This is a genomic window from Curtobacterium sp. Leaf154, from assembly GCF_001424595.1.
GTDB classification, from domain to species: Bacteria; Actinomycetota; Actinomycetes; order Actinomycetales; family Microbacteriaceae; genus Curtobacterium; species Curtobacterium poinsettiae.
The window spans coordinates 281097-296957 of record NZ_LMOS01000001.1 but is presented as its reverse complement, the minus strand read 5'-3'; the positions used below and the strand labels follow the sequence as shown (position 1 = coordinate 296957).

Sequence of the window (15861 nt, the reverse complement as noted above, 5' to 3'; positions counted from 1 at the left end):
ACGCGTATTAGCCTTTGAGTTACTACCCGTAGCCGAAGGAGCCACGTCATGCTCGAACACCTGGACACCGAGGGCGGCACGATCGCCTACGACCTCTCCGGCTCAGGGCCGCTCGTGGTCCTCGCCCACGGGATGGGCGACAGCCACCACTCCTACCGCTTCGTCGTGCCGGAGCTCGTCGCGGCCGGCTACCGGGTCGCGAACGTCGACCTGCGGGGTTGCGGCGACTCGAGCACCGGATGGTCCGGGTACGAGCGCTCCGACATCGCACGCGACCTGGTCGCCGTCGCCCGGCATCTCGGCGGCCCGGCCGTGGTCGTCGGGCAGTCGATCAGCGGCGGCGCAGCGACGATCGCCGCGGCCACCGCACCCGACCTGGTCGCCGGCATCGTCGAGCTGGCACCGTTCACGCGCAAGCAGTCCGTCGACCTCGGTGGGCTCCTGCGCAACCGTCGACACCGCGCCGGCACCCTCCAGCTCGCACGCGTGATGACGAGCGGCAGCCTGCCCGGCTGGCTCGCGTACCTGGACATCGCGATCCCCGTCAAGCCCGCCGACTGGGCGACCGAGCGCGGCCGCATCGAGACGACCCTGCGGCGACCGGAGCGGATGGCGGTCCTCCGCGCCATGACCCGCACGTCGCCCGCCGACGCCGGCGAGCAGCTGGGTGCCGTCCGGTGCCCCGTGCTCGTCGTCGAGGGCAGCGCCGATCCGGACTGGGACGACCCCCGCGCCGAGGGCGAGCGCGTCCTCGCCGACCTGCCCGACGGCCTCGGGGAGCTCGCCGTCATCGACGGCGCCGGCCACTACCCCCACACCGAGACGCCGACTGCACTCCTCGCCCTGCTGCTGCCGTTCCTCGCCCGCACCTTGCCCGTCGCAGGCCCCGTTGCCTAGGGCGGGGCTCGACCCGGCGACCGTCACCGAGACCGCGGCGACGCTGGCCGACGAGATCGGTCTGGCCCGACTGAGCATGAGCGTCGTCGCCGACCGCCTCGGGGTGAAGGCACCGTCGCTGTACAAGCACGTCGACGGACTCGGTGACCTCACGCGCAGGATCGCGATCCTCGGCGCGAACGAGCTCGGGGACGCACTCCGCGACGCCATGCAGGGGCGCAGCGGCCGGAGTGCGCTCGAGGCGGCGGTGCAGACCGTGCGCCGGAGCGTCCGGGAGCACCCGGCGCGGTACCAGGCAGCCGTCAGCGTCCGGCCGACCGACGCCCAGGACCCGCTGGCCGTCGCGCTCGGCCGCACCCTGGCGTCCTTCGCCGCGGCGCTCCGCGACTACCCGCTCGACCCTGCCGACGAGGTCCACGCACTCCGGGTGCTCCGCAGCGTCCTGCACGGGTTCGCCACGATCGAGACGTCCGGCGGGTTCCAGATGGACACGGACGTCGATGCGAGTGCTGCGTGGATGGTCGACTTCCTGGATCGCGGGTTCCGTGCCGCGACGACACGGTGACCGTCACCACGGCGGCGCGCGCGTCGAGGCCCGTCGGTCACGACCCGCTCCGTGGCGGCCTGCGGTTCACGGCGGAGCTCGTCGCATGGGTGGCCGTGCCCTGGGCGCTCTGGCCCCGTTCGCCGGTGCTCGCGATCGCCGCCGTCCTGCTCCTCGTCGTGCCGCCGGCGGTCTTCGGGACGCCGGGTGACCGCCCCGGCGGCGACCCACCCGTCGCGGCACCGGGAGTGGTGACGATCGCGTCGGTCCTCGCGCACCTGGTCGGAGCCATCGCCGCGTCCTGGGTCGTCTGGCCGGCTGCGGTCGCCGTCACGGTCCTGTGCGTCGCCGTCGTCATCTCGGAACAGCGGCGGTGGCGCGTCCTGGTGGGGCGCGGGCGCGGGCGCGGACGCGGACGAACAGACGATCGTCTGGCCAAGCGGTAGCGTGTGGCGTGGCGACTTCCGCCACACGCCGTCCACGAAGGGGCCGACCATTTCGCGCAGCACCGACCGGGTCCGGGTGTCACCGATCGTCCTCGCCGCGGGGATCGCCGCGCTCGCCGTCGCGCTCGCCCTGCCGGCGCCGCCACCGACCACGACGGGTACCGAGACACTCGGCCTCGGGGCATCGGGAGCGCTCGGTGCCGCACTCGGCGCACCGCCCTCGACGAGCGGCGCGCACCGGTTCGCGATCCGCCCACCACGGACGGTCGGTACCGGCGGAGTCGTGAGCGTGCGCTTCGCCGGGAGGGGCACCCCCGGCGCCGTCGTGGTCATCCACTACGGCGAACCGCGGGACGGCACCGGGGACGATCGCGTCGCGGAGATCGCGCCGGGCAGCAGCGCGGTGGGTCGGACCGGCCGGTTCGCCTTCACCGCGGTCCTGCCGGAGTTGCCCCGCGACGCCGATCAGGCGTCCTGGAGCGCCCGACTGATCGACCCGGAGTCGCTGGACGTCATCGGGCGAGTCGACGGCGTCCACGTGGTCGAGCACACGGACCGCCGCTCCCACGATCCGCGGCCCACCGGATGAGAGGCCGCGCAGGGTGCTGGCCGCCGCTCGGTACTGCGGTTACGTTCGCTAGACGAACGTCTGGCCAGCAGTCAGCGGCGAGACCTGACCACGAGGAGCCCCCGTGTCGACACCCCACCGCACACCGTCATCCCGATCCGTCTCCGTCCTCCTCGGTGCCGCACTGGCCCTGAGCCTCGGACTCGCCGGCTGCTCCACGGCCGGCTCCGCGGCACCGTCGCCCTCGCCGTCCCCCGCCGCACAGGGCGACGCGCCCGCGACGACCGACTCGTCCCCCTCGGTCGACGCGACCGTCGCTTCGACGACACTCGGCAAGGTCGTCGTCGACGGCAAGGGCATGACCGCCTACTACTTCGACGCCGACGTCAAGGACTCCGGCACGAGCACGTGCACCGGTGCGTGCGCGGCGGCGTGGCCGGCGATCGAAGCGTCGACCACGAAGCCGAAGGTGTCGGGCATCACCGGGACGGTCGGCACCATCAAGGGCGTGGACGGCGGGCGGCAGATCACGATCGACGGGCGCCCGATCTACACCTTCGTCGGGGACAAGAAGGCCGGCGACGTGACGGGACAGGGCGACAAGGGCGTCTGGTACGTCGTCAACCCGGACGGCAGCGAGCAGAAGAAGTAGGCCCGGCGCCCCGGTGGACCAGCAGTCCGCCGGGGCCCCTCGGGAGGGGCGAGCCCTGCGGGGTCAGTCCCCCGGGGTGGCCGGGTGTCCGCCGACCCGCACGGGCTCCACCTGTTCGAGCAAGCCGTGCACGCCGGGCAGTCCGAGCCCGGTGAACAGTGCCGCCCACAGGTCCCGGAGCTGCCCCTCGGTGTCACGGGTCAGTCGTGCACTCGTCCGGGCCCACATCACCCCGAAGGTCGACGTCAGCACGAGGTCCGCCGCACGAGCCCACTCGGGATCGGTGGCGGGGCCGACACCCCCGCTCGAAGCCGACAGGTGCCGGCGGACGTAGTCGTCCCACGTGAAGACCCGCGGGATCACCTCTCCCGCACCGCGGAGTTCGTGACTCAGACGGATGGCCCCGGCAGCCACCGGACACCGGATGGCATCGGAACAGGCGGACGTCAGCATGACGAGCAGGTGCTCGAGGCCCTCGGGTTGCGTGATCAGCGAGTCGATCACCGCCCAGCGGGCCTGCTGCCGCTCGATGACCGCGAAGGCGAGCTCGTGCTTGGACGAGAAGACGTGGTAGCCGATCGCCGACTTCGGGCGGTCCATGGCGGCGGCCACCCGGGCGAACGACGTCCCCGCGTAGCCGTGGCTCGCGAACACCGCCGCCGCGGCCTCGATGATCTGCTCGCGGGTCCGGGTCTTCGCCTGCTGCCGCTGGTTCATCGCACTCCTCGTTCGGGTCTCGGGTCATCATACGAACGTCTGACAGCACGAGGGGAGCACGCCGTCCGGACGGTTTGCCTCTGATCCACTCAGCTTCCGGCATTCGCTAGACGATCGTCTGGCCCGTTGTTAGCGTTCACGCACACCGAGTCGACCCGAGCCGAACCGAGGAGTCCCCATGCGTCCCACCCCGTCCACCGCCCGCAAGCCGGGGTCCCGACGGCTGACCGCGCTCATCGCCGGCGTCGCCCTCGGCGGAGCACTCGCCGCCGGCGCCCTGGTCCCCGCGCAGGCCGGGGCCGCCACGATCCCGCACACCACGCACACCGCCCACGCCCCGACCCGGTCTGCAGCCGTGGCGTTCACCGCGAAGACCCACGGCGGACCAGACCGGACGAGCTTCACCGGCACCACCTTCGCCGGCGCCGGCAAGCCCGGCACCCTGGTCATCGTCTACTACGACGCACCGGGCAAGCCCCGCGGCCTGTTCAGCAAGCACATCGCCGAGGTCACGAGCGGGGACGACATGGTCAGCGCCAGCGGGCACTACCGCTTCACCGCGGCGTTCCCCGACCTGCCGCGCGGCACGACGACGCTGCACTGGCACGCCCGCCTCGCCGACCCGGACACCCTGTCCGTGATCGGACGCGTCAACGGCACCCGCCGGCTCGGCTGAACCGTGTTCCGTCACACGCAAGCGGTGCGCGTCCGCACCCTGGCCGTCGCCCTGTCCGTCGCGGCCGCCGTCGGCATCGCCCTCGCCGGCACCGCACCGGCCTCGGCCGCCACGAGCGACCCGGACCGCACCGCGGCACCGATCATCGCCGGCACCCAGGTCGGGGTCCCCGGCAGCACCTGCACGGTCGGGGCGGTCCTGACCGCCAAGGGCTTCCGGAGCCAGGTCACCGCGTACCAGCGGGCGACCAGGTGGGTCGCGCTGGCGAAGCGCTGCGCGCCGCTGCAGGCGCCGGTGCGGCTCGACGGCGCGGCCGTCGGCAGCGTGGTCTGGCAGTCCGCGGACTCCGACGTCGAGCTCGCGGTCATCCCACCCCTGGCGTGCACGCGCGTCCGGGCGGCCGCCGGGTCCTGCGACCCGTCGGTCTCGACGTACACGCCGCGAGCATCCGGTCGTGTCTTCACCCGTGTCGACGGCGACCCGGCACGTGCCGCCGTCACCGGCACCGGCCAGCCCGACGCCGATCCCTTCTGCACCAGCGGGGCGGCGAGCGGGGTGCTCTGCTCCTGGACGGCCACACGGGTGCCGACAGCGAGCCGCGCCGGCGCGCAGCACCTCGCCGCCGCACGCACCGATGCCGGCGGGGGCATCGAGCCGGGTGACGCCGGCGGACCGGTGATCAGCGCCACGAACCGGCTGTACGGGATCATCTCGGGCAGTTCGACGACGGGCACGACGAGCACGACGAGCACGACGGTGCTGCTCTACACGCCCGTGCAGCAGGTGCTCACCGAGCTGTTCCGGTACCGGCTGGCCCCGGCGTCCTGAGCCGGCTGCGACCGGGTGGTGCACCCGGCCGCGGCCGTCTCGGCGACTGAGCGCTGCCTCATGACCCGGACACACCCCGGTCACCTCGCAGCCACTCGGCCGACCACCCACCTCGCGATCCTGCGGGGATCCGGACGTCACCGCGTCCGGATCCCCGCGACCCCCGGGTCCTGATCAGATCGAGGATGCCCCGTGCCCCCGCTCCACCGCTCCCCCCTCACCCACTCCCAGCGCACCGCCCGTGTGGCCGCGACCGCACTCGCCGGCCTTGCCGTCGTCGCCTCCGCCGCGTTCTCCGTCACGGCCGCCCACGCCGACACCGCACTCCAGCCCGCGTTCACCGCCGCGGACCACCCGATCACCGACGTCCCCGGACTGGTCAACGGTCGCGAGCTCGCCGCGGTGCACGGCCGGTCCGGTCAGACCGTGAACGCTCCGCGGCTGATCCGTTCCGAGTCGCTCGACAAGATCACCGCAGCCGGGGCCACGACCCTGGCCGACGAGTACCACGTCGACCTCGTCGTCGACCTGCGGACGTCGTCCCAGATCGCCGCGAAGCCCGATGTCGCGATCCCCGGCGCGCGGCACGTCGACATCTCGATGTTCGGCGCGGACGGCGACTACAGCGACGACACGGCGATGTACCACGACCTGGTCGACAAGGGCCACGTCGACCCGGCGACCCCCGGGTCGATGATCACCGCCTACCGCCGCGTGCTCCGGATCCTCGCCTCGCACACCAGCGGCACGGTGCTCATCCACTGCTCGCACGGCATGGACCGAACCGGCACCGTGGTGGACCTGCTCGACCGGGTCCTCGGCGTGGACAGCGCCGACATCCTGCACGACTACCTGCTCTCGAACACGCAGCTCGGGGTCACCTGGGCCACCCCGCAGCTGCTGCAGGGCACCTTCGAGCAGGACATCGCCACCGACTTCGGTGGGATGGACGCGTACCTGCGCGACACCATCGGCGTGACGGGGCACGAGGCCGCCGCACTGCGCCAGCGGTTCCTCGTGTCGAGCGACGCCACCGTCTCCTCGATCGCGGTCGCGGGCGTGCGCGTCCACCTGCCCGCCGCCGCCTCGTCGCAGGGTGCGACGGTGACGGCGCCGGTCCGGACGCTCCGGGCCGCCGACGTCCACGTGCACACGACGAACCTGAACGCGGTCGCCACCGTGCACGTCTCCGGCCGGACCGCACGCATCACGGTCACCGCGCAGGACGGCACCACGAAGAAGGAGTACCGCCTGACGGTCCGTCGACCGGCGACGCACCGCTGACCCGACACCGCCACCGGCCGCCACCACCGGCCACCCACGCCGACCGCTCGGACTCCCCCGGGCGGTCGGCGTGACCGACTGTTCACCACCACCGTCGCCCGCTCCGGGCGTCCGTCCGGCTACCGTGACACTCGTGCAGTCATCTGAACGACGGTGCCCGCGGTGACCGGACACCCGGCAGTCCCGACCATCCACGACGTCGCAGCACTGGCCGGAGTGTCGAAGTCGGTCGTCTCCCGTGCCCTCGCGGGCTCGTACGGGGTGGCGCCGTCGACGACCGAACGCGTCAAGCGGGCGGCACTCGACCTGGGCTACGTGGCGAACGCGAACGCCCGCGGCATGTCGGCACACCGCACGCACACGCTCGGGGCGTTCGTCCGTGATGCCTCGACCCCGTTCTACGGGCACCTGCTCACCGCGTTCCAGCTGCAGGCCGCCGCACGCGGGTACCGCGTCGTCACCGCCACCGGCGCGGGGTCGTTCCCGGTCAGCGAGGAACGCCGGGCGCTCGAGACCCTGGTGTCCCTGCGCGTCGAGGGGCTCATCGTCTGCAGCGGCGCGTTGCCCATCGACGACGTCCTGCCGTTCGCCCGACGCATCCCGACGGTGGTCTCCGGACGCCCCGAGACGGACCCGGCGGTGAGCAGCGCCTACTGCGACGAGCGCGGCGGCGGTCGCGGCCTCGCCGACCACGTCGCCGACCTGGGGCACCGTCGCGTCGCCGTGCTGACGGTCACACCGTCCGGGTCCCTGACGCAGTCGGCCCGCACCGACGCGATGGTGCGCCGGCTCCGTGCGCGCGGCGCCGAGGTGCTCCGGATCCGCTCCGAGGACCACGGCGCGGACCCCGAGGACCTCGACTCGTTCCTCGAGCAGGTCCTCGGCGCCGGCGGCGTGACGGCGGTCATGGCACCGAGCGACCGCTGGGCCGTCGGTGTGCTCGAGTCGATGCGCCGCCGTGGTCTCCGTGCACCAGACGACCTGTCGGTCACGGGCTACGACGGGGTCGCGCCGCTCGCCACCGAGCTGCTCGGCATCACCTCGTGGCGACAGCCACTCGGCCTGATCGGCCGCCTGTCCGTCGACGACGTGGTCGACCAGATCGACGGCCGTTCGACGGGCGTCGCCCACAACGCCGTCGACGGCACCCTGGTGCCGGGCCGGACCGCCGCACGCGTCTGACCCGGCGTCGCCGACACCGATCGTTCACCGTCCCGTCACGGGCCGACGGGTGAGATCCGGGCCGCTCCGGTCGATCATGGGGAACGTTCCCGACGATCGGGAACGTTCCCCATCGACCGACCCCGGACGGACCCATGCCCCAGAACGTCACCGCCAAACTGCCGCGCGACCCGAGCGACCCCTACCGCCACGGCATCTACCTGCGCCCGGACGCCCGCACCTGCCGCGCCGTCACGGTCGTCACCGACCAGCTCCGCGCGCAGTACGGCTTGGTGTCCGCCGGCGCCTTCCCGCCGCACGCCACGCTCGTCGGCAGCCAGCCGTTCGGCAGCAACGAGGACCAGGTCATCGCGGCCGTCACGGCGCTGCTCGACTCACGCCCGGCGTTCGACGTCCACAACGCCGGCGTCCGCGAGCAGGGCATCGGGTTCGTCTACGACGTCGCGACCCGGCCCGACGGCTCGCACAACGACGACTTCGTCCGACTCGCCGCCGACATCGATGCCGTGGTCGCCCCCTTCCGGCAGCCGATGCAGGTCCCGCCGTCGAACGACTACGACCCGGAGCAGTACCGCGCGCACCTCTCGCTCGCCTCGCACGACCTGTACGTCCGCCCGGACCTGCACGACGAGGTGGGCGCGTACATCCACGAACTCGACGTCGACGTGCCGACCGGGTTCCGCGGCGACACCGTCGTGCTCTACCGCACCGCGAGCCCGGACTGGTCCGGCCGCTGGTGGCAGACGATGACCTGGGAGCACGTCCACACCTGGAAGCTCGCCTGACCGTGTCCGCCACCCTCCGCGACGTCGCCGAGCGCTGCGCCGTCTCGCGATCGCTCGTGTCACTCGCCCTGCGGGGCGACGATGGTGTGTCGCGACCACGTCGGGAACTCGCGGTACGGACGGCGGACGAGCTGGGCCTCCCGGTCGGTACGCTCGCCCGGCGACGCGCGCAGGGCGCGCCGCTCGTGCTCGGCGTGCTGGTCACCGAAGCCGCGAACCCGTTCCACGACGAAGCGCTCCGGAGCGCACGCGCGACCGCCGAGACCCTGGGGTTCGCGCTCCGCGTCGTGGACGGGTTCCGTGACGCCGCCCGGCTGGCCGACGGCCTGGAGGCCCTGCACGCCTCCCGCGGGTCGGCCGACGGCGTCCTCGGGGTCGCGGTCCTGAGCAGCCGGGTCGCCCCGGCACGGCTCGCTGCGGTCGCGCGCGACCTGCCGGTCGCGGTCCTCGGCTCGAGCGGGTCGGGTCTCGCCGGACTCGGACTCGACACCGTGCGCGCCGACGAGGAATCGGGCATGCGCCACCTGGTGCTCCACCTCGCCGCACTCGGGCACCGGCGCACGTGTTTCGTGGCGGAGTCGGACCACCCCTCGACGACCCGTCGTGCCGTCGCGCACGCCACGGTCTCGGCGCAGCTCGGCCGGCCCGGTGACCACCGTGTCGACGACGTCGATGCCCTGGCGGCAGACCCGGCGCGGATCGCCCTGCACCTGGGCGACGGGGTGACGGCGTTCGTCGCGACGAACGACGCGACCGCGGCGCGGCTCGTGGCGATCGCCGACGGCGCGGGACTCGCGCTCCCCCGGATGGCGGCGGTGACCGGGTTCGACGGCACCGGTCTCGGCGACCGGCTCGACCTGACGAGCGTCGACCAGCCGCGGGTCCGGATGGGCGCGCGGGCGGTGGAGCTCGTCGTCGAACGGCTGCGCGGGCGACGCGGTGACCGCCACGAGGTCCTGCCGACGCGCCTGCTGCTGCGGGGGTCGACGGGACGGGCGGTCGCCGGGCACCAGGTCGGCTGAGCACCGCGACGCCGTCGACGGCGCGGCCGGCGGCGGATCGGTCCAGTGGGCGATGCGGTTCAGTGGGCGGTGCCGCTCGGTCGGCGGTGCGGCTCAGCCAGCGGTCGGGTCGGCGGCGGTTCGATCGGCGGCGGCTGCAGCGTCCGTGGAGTTCATCGCCGACAGGTCCTGCACCCGACGGACCAGCTCCGCGTGCGATCCCCCGGCGCCGGCAGCGACGTAGTCGTCGGCCAGGTGCGCACGGTCGACGGGCTCGCCACCGCGGAAGCCCCGGAACCACCCACCGGCCCGCTCGAGCACCAGTGCCCCGGCGGCGACGTCCCAGGGGTGCGTGGCGAAGCCCATCGTGGCGTCCGACCACCCCGCAGCGACGTGCACCAGGTTGAGGGCGCCGCTGCCGAGGCTGTGGTGGTGGCGGTATCGCACCGTCAGGTCACGCAGCAGGTCGAACGCCACGGCCTCGCCGAGCAGGTCGAGGTCCTGCTGCACCGGGAAGCTCGTCAGCACCGTCGCGGCGTCGTCGGGGCCGGACGACGAGTGCATCGGCGCACCGTCGAGCCAGGCTCCGTCGTCGTCCGCCGCGAACACGTGGTCGGCGACCGGGTCGAAGACCACCCCCGCGACGACCACGCCGTCGACCTCGGCCGCGATCGAGATGCACCAGTACGCGAGTCCGCGGGCGAAGTTCGCCGTGCCGTCGATCGGGTCGACGATCCACCGCACCACGGCGTCCCCGGTGGTGTCGGCGCTGCCGGGGCCGCCGGTGGTGTCGGCGCTGCCGGTGGTGTCGGTGCTGCCGGTGGTGCCGGTGGTGTCGGCGCTGCCGGGGCCGCCGGTGGTGCCGCCTTCTTCGCCGAGCACGACGGAACCCGGCACCGCCGCGGTGAGCACCGCGGTGATCGCCTCTTCGGCCGCGCGGTCGTGCAGGGTCACCACGTCGTGCGCATCGCGCTTCGTGCTGATCGTCATCGGGGCGCGGAACACGGCGAGGAGGTCGGGCGCGACGGCACGCGCGGCATCCTCGGCGATCACCCGGAGCGTCTGGGGAGCAGGAACGGTTCGCATGGTCCCCGGTTGTACGACGTCGAGGCCCCTGGACGGCGAACCACGCCGGTCGTCGGCCCGAACCGCAGGTGAACGGGTGGGTGCGAACGGTGAACGGCGGCTCCCCGCCGACGGAGGGGTTGAACGCCGCGTGAACGGGTGACGGCGGGTGATCGACGCGCCTTGACCCGTCTCCGGCACCCGCAGCACAGTGGAGTCGTTCCCGGATAGGGAACGTTCCCTACTCGGAGGTGTCCGCCCCATGACGGTCCCCGTCACGTCCGGCCTGCTCGCCGGTCCCCCGCGTACCGCGGGATCGCCCCGGCCGCCGCAGTCGCGGCGTCCAGCTCGGGCGGCCCGGTCGGCCCGGTCCTCGTTGCGCTCCGACCGACGGCTCGGTCTGGTGCTCCTCGCACCGGCGCTGCTCGCGTTCGCGGTCTTCGTCTTCTACCCGCTCGGCCGCGTCCTGGTCCTGAGCACCCAGGGCACCGACATCTTCGGCCAGCCGGCCGGCTCGGTCGGGCTGCAGAACTACGTCCGCACGTTCACCGACCCCGCGTTCGGACGGACGATGCTGACCACGGCCGTCTTCTGTGTCGGCGTGGTCGCCGGGCGGATCGTGTTCGGGCTGCTCGTCGTCGTGCCGCTCACCGTGAAGCTCCGCGGTCTGCCGGTGTTCCGAGCACTCCTGACCGCGCCGATGGTCGTCTCCGTGTCGGCCGGGTCCGTCGCGTTCGCAGCGATGCTCGCTCCCGGCAACGGGCTGTTGAACACGGTGATCACGCAGTTCGGCGGAGCACCCGTCCCGTTCCTGACGAGCACGCAGTGGGCCCTGGCGAGCGTCATCGTCGTCACGATCTGGGGGTCGCTCGGGTTCACCGTGCTGCTCCTGCTCGGAGCGTTCGGCGCCATCGACCAGGACGTCATCGAGGCCGCGCACCTCGACGGGGCCGGCCCCGTCCGGACCCTGTGGTCGATCTCGTTGCCGCTCGTCACCCCGACGCTCTTCTTCGTGGTCGTGACCGGCACCGTCGAGGCGCTGACGACCTTCGGACAGATCCAGATCCTGACCGGTGGCGGTCCAGCCGACTCGTCGAAGACCCTCGTCTACGCCATCTACCAGCAGGCGTTCGGGTCGGGCAGTGCGAACTTCGGCCTCGCCGCCGCGCTCGGGGTCGTGCTGTTCCTGCTGGTCCTGGGGCTGTCGATCGTGCAGTTCGGCGTGCTCGAGAAGCGGGTGAACTACTGATGCGCCCCGTCACCGTCCGCCGGCTCCGGAGCGCCTTCGTCTACGCCTGGCTCGTCATCGCGGTCGTCGTCGTCTGCTTCCCCCTGTACTACGTGTTCGAGGGCGCACTCACCCCGACCCGGTACCTGGACCAGGGCCTCGCCGGTCTCGTCCCGATCCACCTGACGCTCGACAACATCGTCCGCGCCACGCAGGTCGTCCCGCTCGGAGCGCAGTTCCTGAACAGCGTCGTCGTCACCCTCGCCCAGACGGTGCTGCAGGTCGTCATCGGCATCATGACCGCCTACGCGCTCGTGTTCTGCCGGCTCCGCGGCACCCGTGCCCTGTTCCTCGTCCTGCTCGCCAGCCTGATGATCCCCGGCGAGACGACCCTGATCGCGAACTACCTGACCGTGGCGTCCTGGCACCTCATCGACACGCTCCTGGTCGTCTTCCTGCCGTTCGTGGCCTCGGCGCTGACGATCTTCCTGTTCCGCCAGGCGTTCCTGAGCTTCCCCGACGAGCTGCGGGAAGCCGCGGTCCTCGACGGCGCCGGGCACTTCCGGTTCATCCGGTCCATGCTGCTGCCGCTCACCCGCCCGACGCTCGTCTCGGTCACGCTCGTGAGCGCGACGGCCGCGTGGAACGGGTTCTTCTGGCCGCTCCTCGTCACCAACTCGCCCGAGCACCGCACCGTGCAGGTCGGCATCGCCCAGCTGTCCGACGCCGAGGCCGCCGACATCGGCGTGGTCCTGGCCGGCGCCGCCATGGTGACCCTCCCTGTCCTCGTCCTGGTCCTCGTCGCCCAGCGGTTCCTCGCCGGCGGCCTCACCGCCGGCGCACTCAAGTGACGACGCACACGTTCCCCTCCCCGATCCCCGCCCGCCCCGCACCCGAAGGACGCACCATGCCCACTCGTCGTTCCACCGCCCTCACCGCACTCGCCACCGGCGCCGTCGCGGTCCTCGCCCTGACCGGATGCTCCACGTCGAGCTCGGCGTCGGAGCGCTCCGGCCCCGTCACCGTCGACTTCTGGCACGCCATGTCCGGTCCTGCGGCGACCGAACTCGACGCCCTCGTCGCACGCTTCAACAAGCAGAACGACCAGCACATCACCGTCAAGTCGTCGTTCCAGGGCGACTACGCGGCCGTCCAGACGAAGTACACGGCGGCGGTGCAGTCCGGCTCCACGCCCGACCTGCTCATGATGAACGACGTGTCGACCGGCTTCATGATCGACTCCGGCCAGACGGTGTCCCCCGCGACGGTGAGCGGCTCGACGTCGAGGACCGACACGATGGCACCGGCCGTCTCGACCTACTACAGCGACGGCAAGTCGCTCGCGGCGATGCCGTTCTCGGTCTCGATGCCCGTGCTCTACCTGAACAAGGCACTCGTCGCGAAGGCCGGCCTCGACGCTGCGAAGCCGCCGAAGACGCTGGCCCAGGTCGCCACCTGGGCCGAGAAGATCCACGCCGCGACCGGTGGCTACGGCATGAGCATGAACATGGGCGACTCGTGGATGCTCGAGGAACTGAGTGCCTCGGGCGGCCAGCCGTTCTGCACGCCGGACAACGGCCGGAAGGGCAAGCCCGTCACCGGCGTCTCGCTCACCTCGGACACCCAGGTGCAGTTCATGAGCACGCTGCAGAAGCTCTACCAGGACGGCGCCGCCCTGAACCCCGGCACCGACTCGACCGTGCAGAACTCGGCGTTCTCGAGCGACAAGGTCGGGATGCTGCTGACCTCGTCCGGCGCGTACACGACCGTCGACCCGGACGGCTCCAAGTCGGTCGTCGCCCGGTTCCCCACGACGTCGGACTCCGACGACGCCGGCCAGGTCATCGGCGGCAACGCCCTGTGGATCTCCGGCAAGGGCCACTCGACCGCCGAGCAGAAGGCGTCGTACACGTTCGCCAAGTGGCTCCAGAGCCCCGACGTGCAAGCCGAGTGGGCGAAGGCGACCGGCTACGTCGCGATGAACACCGACTCCGCGAAGACCACCGTCGGCAAGCGCTCCCTGTCCGACCCGAACATCGCCACCATGTACCAGCAGCTCACCGACGACCCCACGAGCGTCGCAGCGGCCGGCTGCATCACCGGCGCGTTCCCGACGGTCCGTGCCACCGTCATCGGAGCCTTCAACCGCATCGTCGAGGGTGCCGACGTCGAGTCGACGATGCAGGACGCCGAACAGCAGGCCGGCAAGCAGATCGCGTCCTACAACGAGGCCGCCGGCAAGTGAGCACGGTCGGCGCGTGAGCGCCCCGCGAGGCTGACCAAGGGTTCATGGAGCACGGCCGCCGTTCGCCATACGGTTGTCTGACGAAGCGGGCAGGCAGCCCGCACGACGATCGGAGCCCTGTGGTGTCTGCTGCGAACGGCCGGCCCGGCTACGGTGCTCCGGAACCCCTGCGCATCGTGTTCTCGTTCCCGCGGGGGCGCGGACACCTCGCACCGATGCTGCCGCTCGCCCGCGCGGCCAGCGCTGCCGGACACCGGACGGCCCTGAGCGGCGCACGCGAGGCGGTCCTCGAACAGACCGGCTTCTCGCACCGGCAACCGCGGGACGTGGAGCTGCCGGCGAGCAGACCGGGCACCGGCACCCTGACCCCGATCGACCCGAGCACGGTGCTCACCCGCGTCCCCCAGGTGTTCCTGGGGGACGCGGCCGCCGGTGCCGTCGTCGACGTCGGACGGCTGGTCACTCGGTGGACGGCTGACCTCGTGGTCTGCGGGGAGTTCGACTTCGGCGCGATGACCGCCGCCGAACGAGCCGGGGTGCCGTGCGTGGTGGTCCTGGCCTTCGCCTCGGCCGGCGGGACCTGGCGCGAAGCGGTGCGAGAGCCGCTCGAGGCGCTCCGTCGACGCGCGGGACTCGGGCCCGACCCGGAGCAGCACATGCTCGGCGGCGCGCTCACCGTCGTCCCGTTCCCGGCGTCGATGCGATCCGGGCGCGAGCTGCGGGGCCCGGTGATCCGGATGCGACCGGACACCTGGTCGTCACCCCCGTCGGACGCCGCGGCGTGGTTGGCCGCCGGCGACGGACCCCGCGTCTACGTCACGCTCGGCACCGAGTTCAACACGAAGTCCGGCGACCTGTTCGCTCGGCTGATCGACGCGCTCGCCACCCTGCCTGCGCGGATCCTCGTGACGACCGGACCCTGGGTCGACCCGACGACCTTCCCGGTGCCGGCGGGTCCGGGGACGATCCGGGTCGAGCAGTACGTGCCGCAGGACTCGGTGCTCGGGCTCGTGGACCTGGTCGTGAACCACGGCGGATCCGGATCGGTGACCGGGGCGCTCGCGCACGGGGTGCCCCTGCTGGTCCTGCCGCTCGGTGCGGACCAGTTGCCGAACGGCGGCTGCGTCGAGGCCCTGGGCGCCGGACTCGTCCTCGACGCCGCGACGGCGACCGCGGAGGACATCCGCACCACCGCGTCGCGGCTCCTGACCGACCCGGCGTTCCGCGTCGCCGCCGGACGGATCCGGACCGAGATCGCTGCCGGCGAGACCCCGGCCGTCGTGCTGGACGCCGTCGAGCGCCTGGTCGGTGGGTGAGCGCGCACCGCGGTGACGAGCGCCGATCAGCCCGATGCTCGGCGCACCAGGCACGTGTGAGGACGGCGTCTCGCCCGTCCTTCGGAAGGATGCACTCCCCTTCCGCTCGGCCCGCTCGTTGCACCGGGCCAACAGGTTGGGTCCGAGAGTCCCCGATTCGACCCTCACACGGCGCGAGGGCAGAACGTGGAGCCCGTCAGCAACCACTACGACGCCTTTGCGATGAGCCCGGTCCCCGCTCCCAGCCCTGACGCCGTCGCTGCCAGCGAGGTCGCCGCTGTGGTGCGTTTGGCGCCCCTTCACCGGGCATTTTTGCGGGACAGGCATGCGGCAACACCCCCGGTCAGGCGGCAGTACACAACAGAGGCTGTCGAAGGCGGCAACTGTCATGGAGCGGTGAACCACCGCCTTACGGGCACGTTCTGCC

General features: G+C 72.5%; 17 protein-coding genes. 15 read left to right on the top strand and 2 right to left on the bottom strand.

Annotation, left to right across the window (positions count from 1 at the left end; genetic code table 11):
* Positions 1–48 precede the first annotated feature (48 nt).
* The 5 genes from ASF75_RS01395 to ASF75_RS01375 all read left to right on the top strand — a co-directional run bounded on the left by ASF75_RS01395 (position 49) and on the right by ASF75_RS01375 (position 3107).
* Positions 49–897, top strand: a complete 849-nt coding sequence (locus ASF75_RS01395) for an alpha/beta fold hydrolase (RefSeq protein WP_056068391.1) — start codon at positions 49–51, stop codon at positions 895–897.
* Positions 890–1462: a TetR/AcrR family transcriptional regulator gene (locus ASF75_RS01390; protein WP_056068389.1), complete on the top strand. Its 573-nt coding sequence runs from the start codon at positions 890–892 to the stop codon at positions 1460–1462. Before ASF75_RS01395 ends, ASF75_RS01390 begins: the two co-directional genes overlap by 8 nt.
* Entirely contained in the window at positions 1459–1887 is a 429-nt protein-coding gene (locus tag ASF75_RS01385) for a hypothetical protein (protein ID WP_056068387.1), read from the top strand. Before ASF75_RS01390 ends, ASF75_RS01385 begins: the two co-directional genes overlap by 4 nt.
* A gap of 76 nt (positions 1888–1963) precedes the next feature.
* Positions 1964–2476 carry a hypothetical protein gene (locus tag ASF75_RS01380; RefSeq protein ID WP_156463742.1) on the top strand — a complete coding sequence of 171 codons (513 nt, stop codon included), beginning with the start codon at positions 1964–1966 and terminating at the stop codon, positions 2474–2476.
* Between the two features lie 103 nt (positions 2477–2579).
* Positions 2580–3107 (top strand): hypothetical protein, encoded by a 528-nt coding sequence (locus ASF75_RS01375; RefSeq protein ID WP_017885677.1) that lies wholly within the window; start codon positions 2580–2582, stop codon positions 3105–3107.
* A gap of 63 nt (positions 3108–3170) precedes the next feature.
* Here the strand turns inward: ASF75_RS01375 and ASF75_RS01370 are convergent, their stop codons facing one another.
* Entirely contained in the window at positions 3171–3824 is a 654-nt protein-coding gene (locus ASF75_RS01370; protein WP_017885678.1) for a helix-turn-helix domain-containing protein, read from the bottom strand.
* A 178-nt stretch (positions 3825–4002) separates the two neighbouring features.
* On the opposite strand from ASF75_RS01370, the gene ASF75_RS01365 reads away from it, so the two are divergent.
* From ASF75_RS01365 to ASF75_RS01340, 6 genes are all read left to right on the top strand, one after another.
* Positions 4003–4500 (top strand): hypothetical protein, encoded by a 498-nt coding sequence (locus tag ASF75_RS01365; protein ID WP_056068384.1) that lies wholly within the window; start codon positions 4003–4005, stop codon positions 4498–4500.
* Positions 4501–4524: 24 nt separating this feature from the next.
* Positions 4525–5328: a trypsin-like serine protease gene (locus ASF75_RS01360; RefSeq protein ID WP_056068382.1), complete on the top strand. Its 804-nt coding sequence runs from the start codon at positions 4525–4527 to the stop codon at positions 5326–5328.
* 192 nt (positions 5329–5520) lie between these two features.
* On the top strand, positions 5521–6612 hold the full coding sequence (locus ASF75_RS01355) for a tyrosine-protein phosphatase (RefSeq protein ID WP_056068380.1): 1092 nt from the start codon (positions 5521–5523) through the stop codon (positions 6610–6612).
* 162 nt (positions 6613–6774) lie between these two features.
* Positions 6775–7794 (top strand): LacI family DNA-binding transcriptional regulator, encoded by a 1020-nt coding sequence (locus tag ASF75_RS01350; protein ID WP_017885682.1) that lies wholly within the window; start codon positions 6775–6777, stop codon positions 7792–7794.
* Positions 7795–7928: 134 nt separating this feature from the next.
* A complete protein-coding gene (locus ASF75_RS01345) occupies positions 7929–8579 on the top strand; it encodes a 2'-5' RNA ligase family protein (protein WP_017885683.1) in 651 nt (216 codons plus the stop codon).
* Positions 8580–8581: 2 nt separating this feature from the next.
* Positions 8582–9601: a LacI family DNA-binding transcriptional regulator gene (locus ASF75_RS01340; RefSeq protein ID WP_056068378.1), complete on the top strand. Its 1020-nt coding sequence runs from the start codon at positions 8582–8584 to the stop codon at positions 9599–9601.
* Positions 9602–9694: 93 nt separating this feature from the next.
* On the opposite strand, the gene ASF75_RS01335 is transcribed toward ASF75_RS01340, so the two are convergent.
* Positions 9695–10666 (bottom strand): inositol monophosphatase family protein, encoded by a 972-nt coding sequence (locus ASF75_RS01335; protein WP_235517473.1) that lies wholly within the window; start codon positions 10664–10666, stop codon positions 9695–9697.
* 241 nt (positions 10667–10907) lie between these two features.
* On the opposite strand from ASF75_RS01335, the gene ASF75_RS01330 reads away from it, so the two are divergent.
* The 4 genes from ASF75_RS01330 to ASF75_RS01315 all read left to right on the top strand — a co-directional run bounded on the left by ASF75_RS01330 (position 10908) and on the right by ASF75_RS01315 (position 15434).
* Positions 10908–11894, top strand: coding sequence for a carbohydrate ABC transporter permease (locus ASF75_RS01330; protein ID WP_017885686.1), 987 nt, complete (start codon positions 10908–10910; stop codon positions 11892–11894).
* Positions 11894–12724, top strand: a complete 831-nt coding sequence (locus ASF75_RS01325; protein ID WP_017885687.1) for a carbohydrate ABC transporter permease — start codon at positions 11894–11896, stop codon at positions 12722–12724. Before ASF75_RS01330 ends, ASF75_RS01325 begins: the two co-directional genes overlap by 1 nt.
* A gap of 56 nt (positions 12725–12780) precedes the next feature.
* On the top strand, positions 12781–14118 hold the full coding sequence (locus tag ASF75_RS01320) for an ABC transporter substrate-binding protein (RefSeq protein ID WP_017885688.1): 1338 nt from the start codon (positions 12781–12783) through the stop codon (positions 14116–14118).
* 122 nt (positions 14119–14240) lie between these two features.
* The gene (locus tag ASF75_RS01315) at positions 14241–15434 is read left to right on the top strand and encodes a glycosyltransferase (protein ID WP_056069065.1); all 1194 of its coding nucleotides are present in this window, start codon (positions 14241–14243) and stop codon (positions 15432–15434) included.
* Positions 15435–15861: the final 427 nt, after the last annotated feature.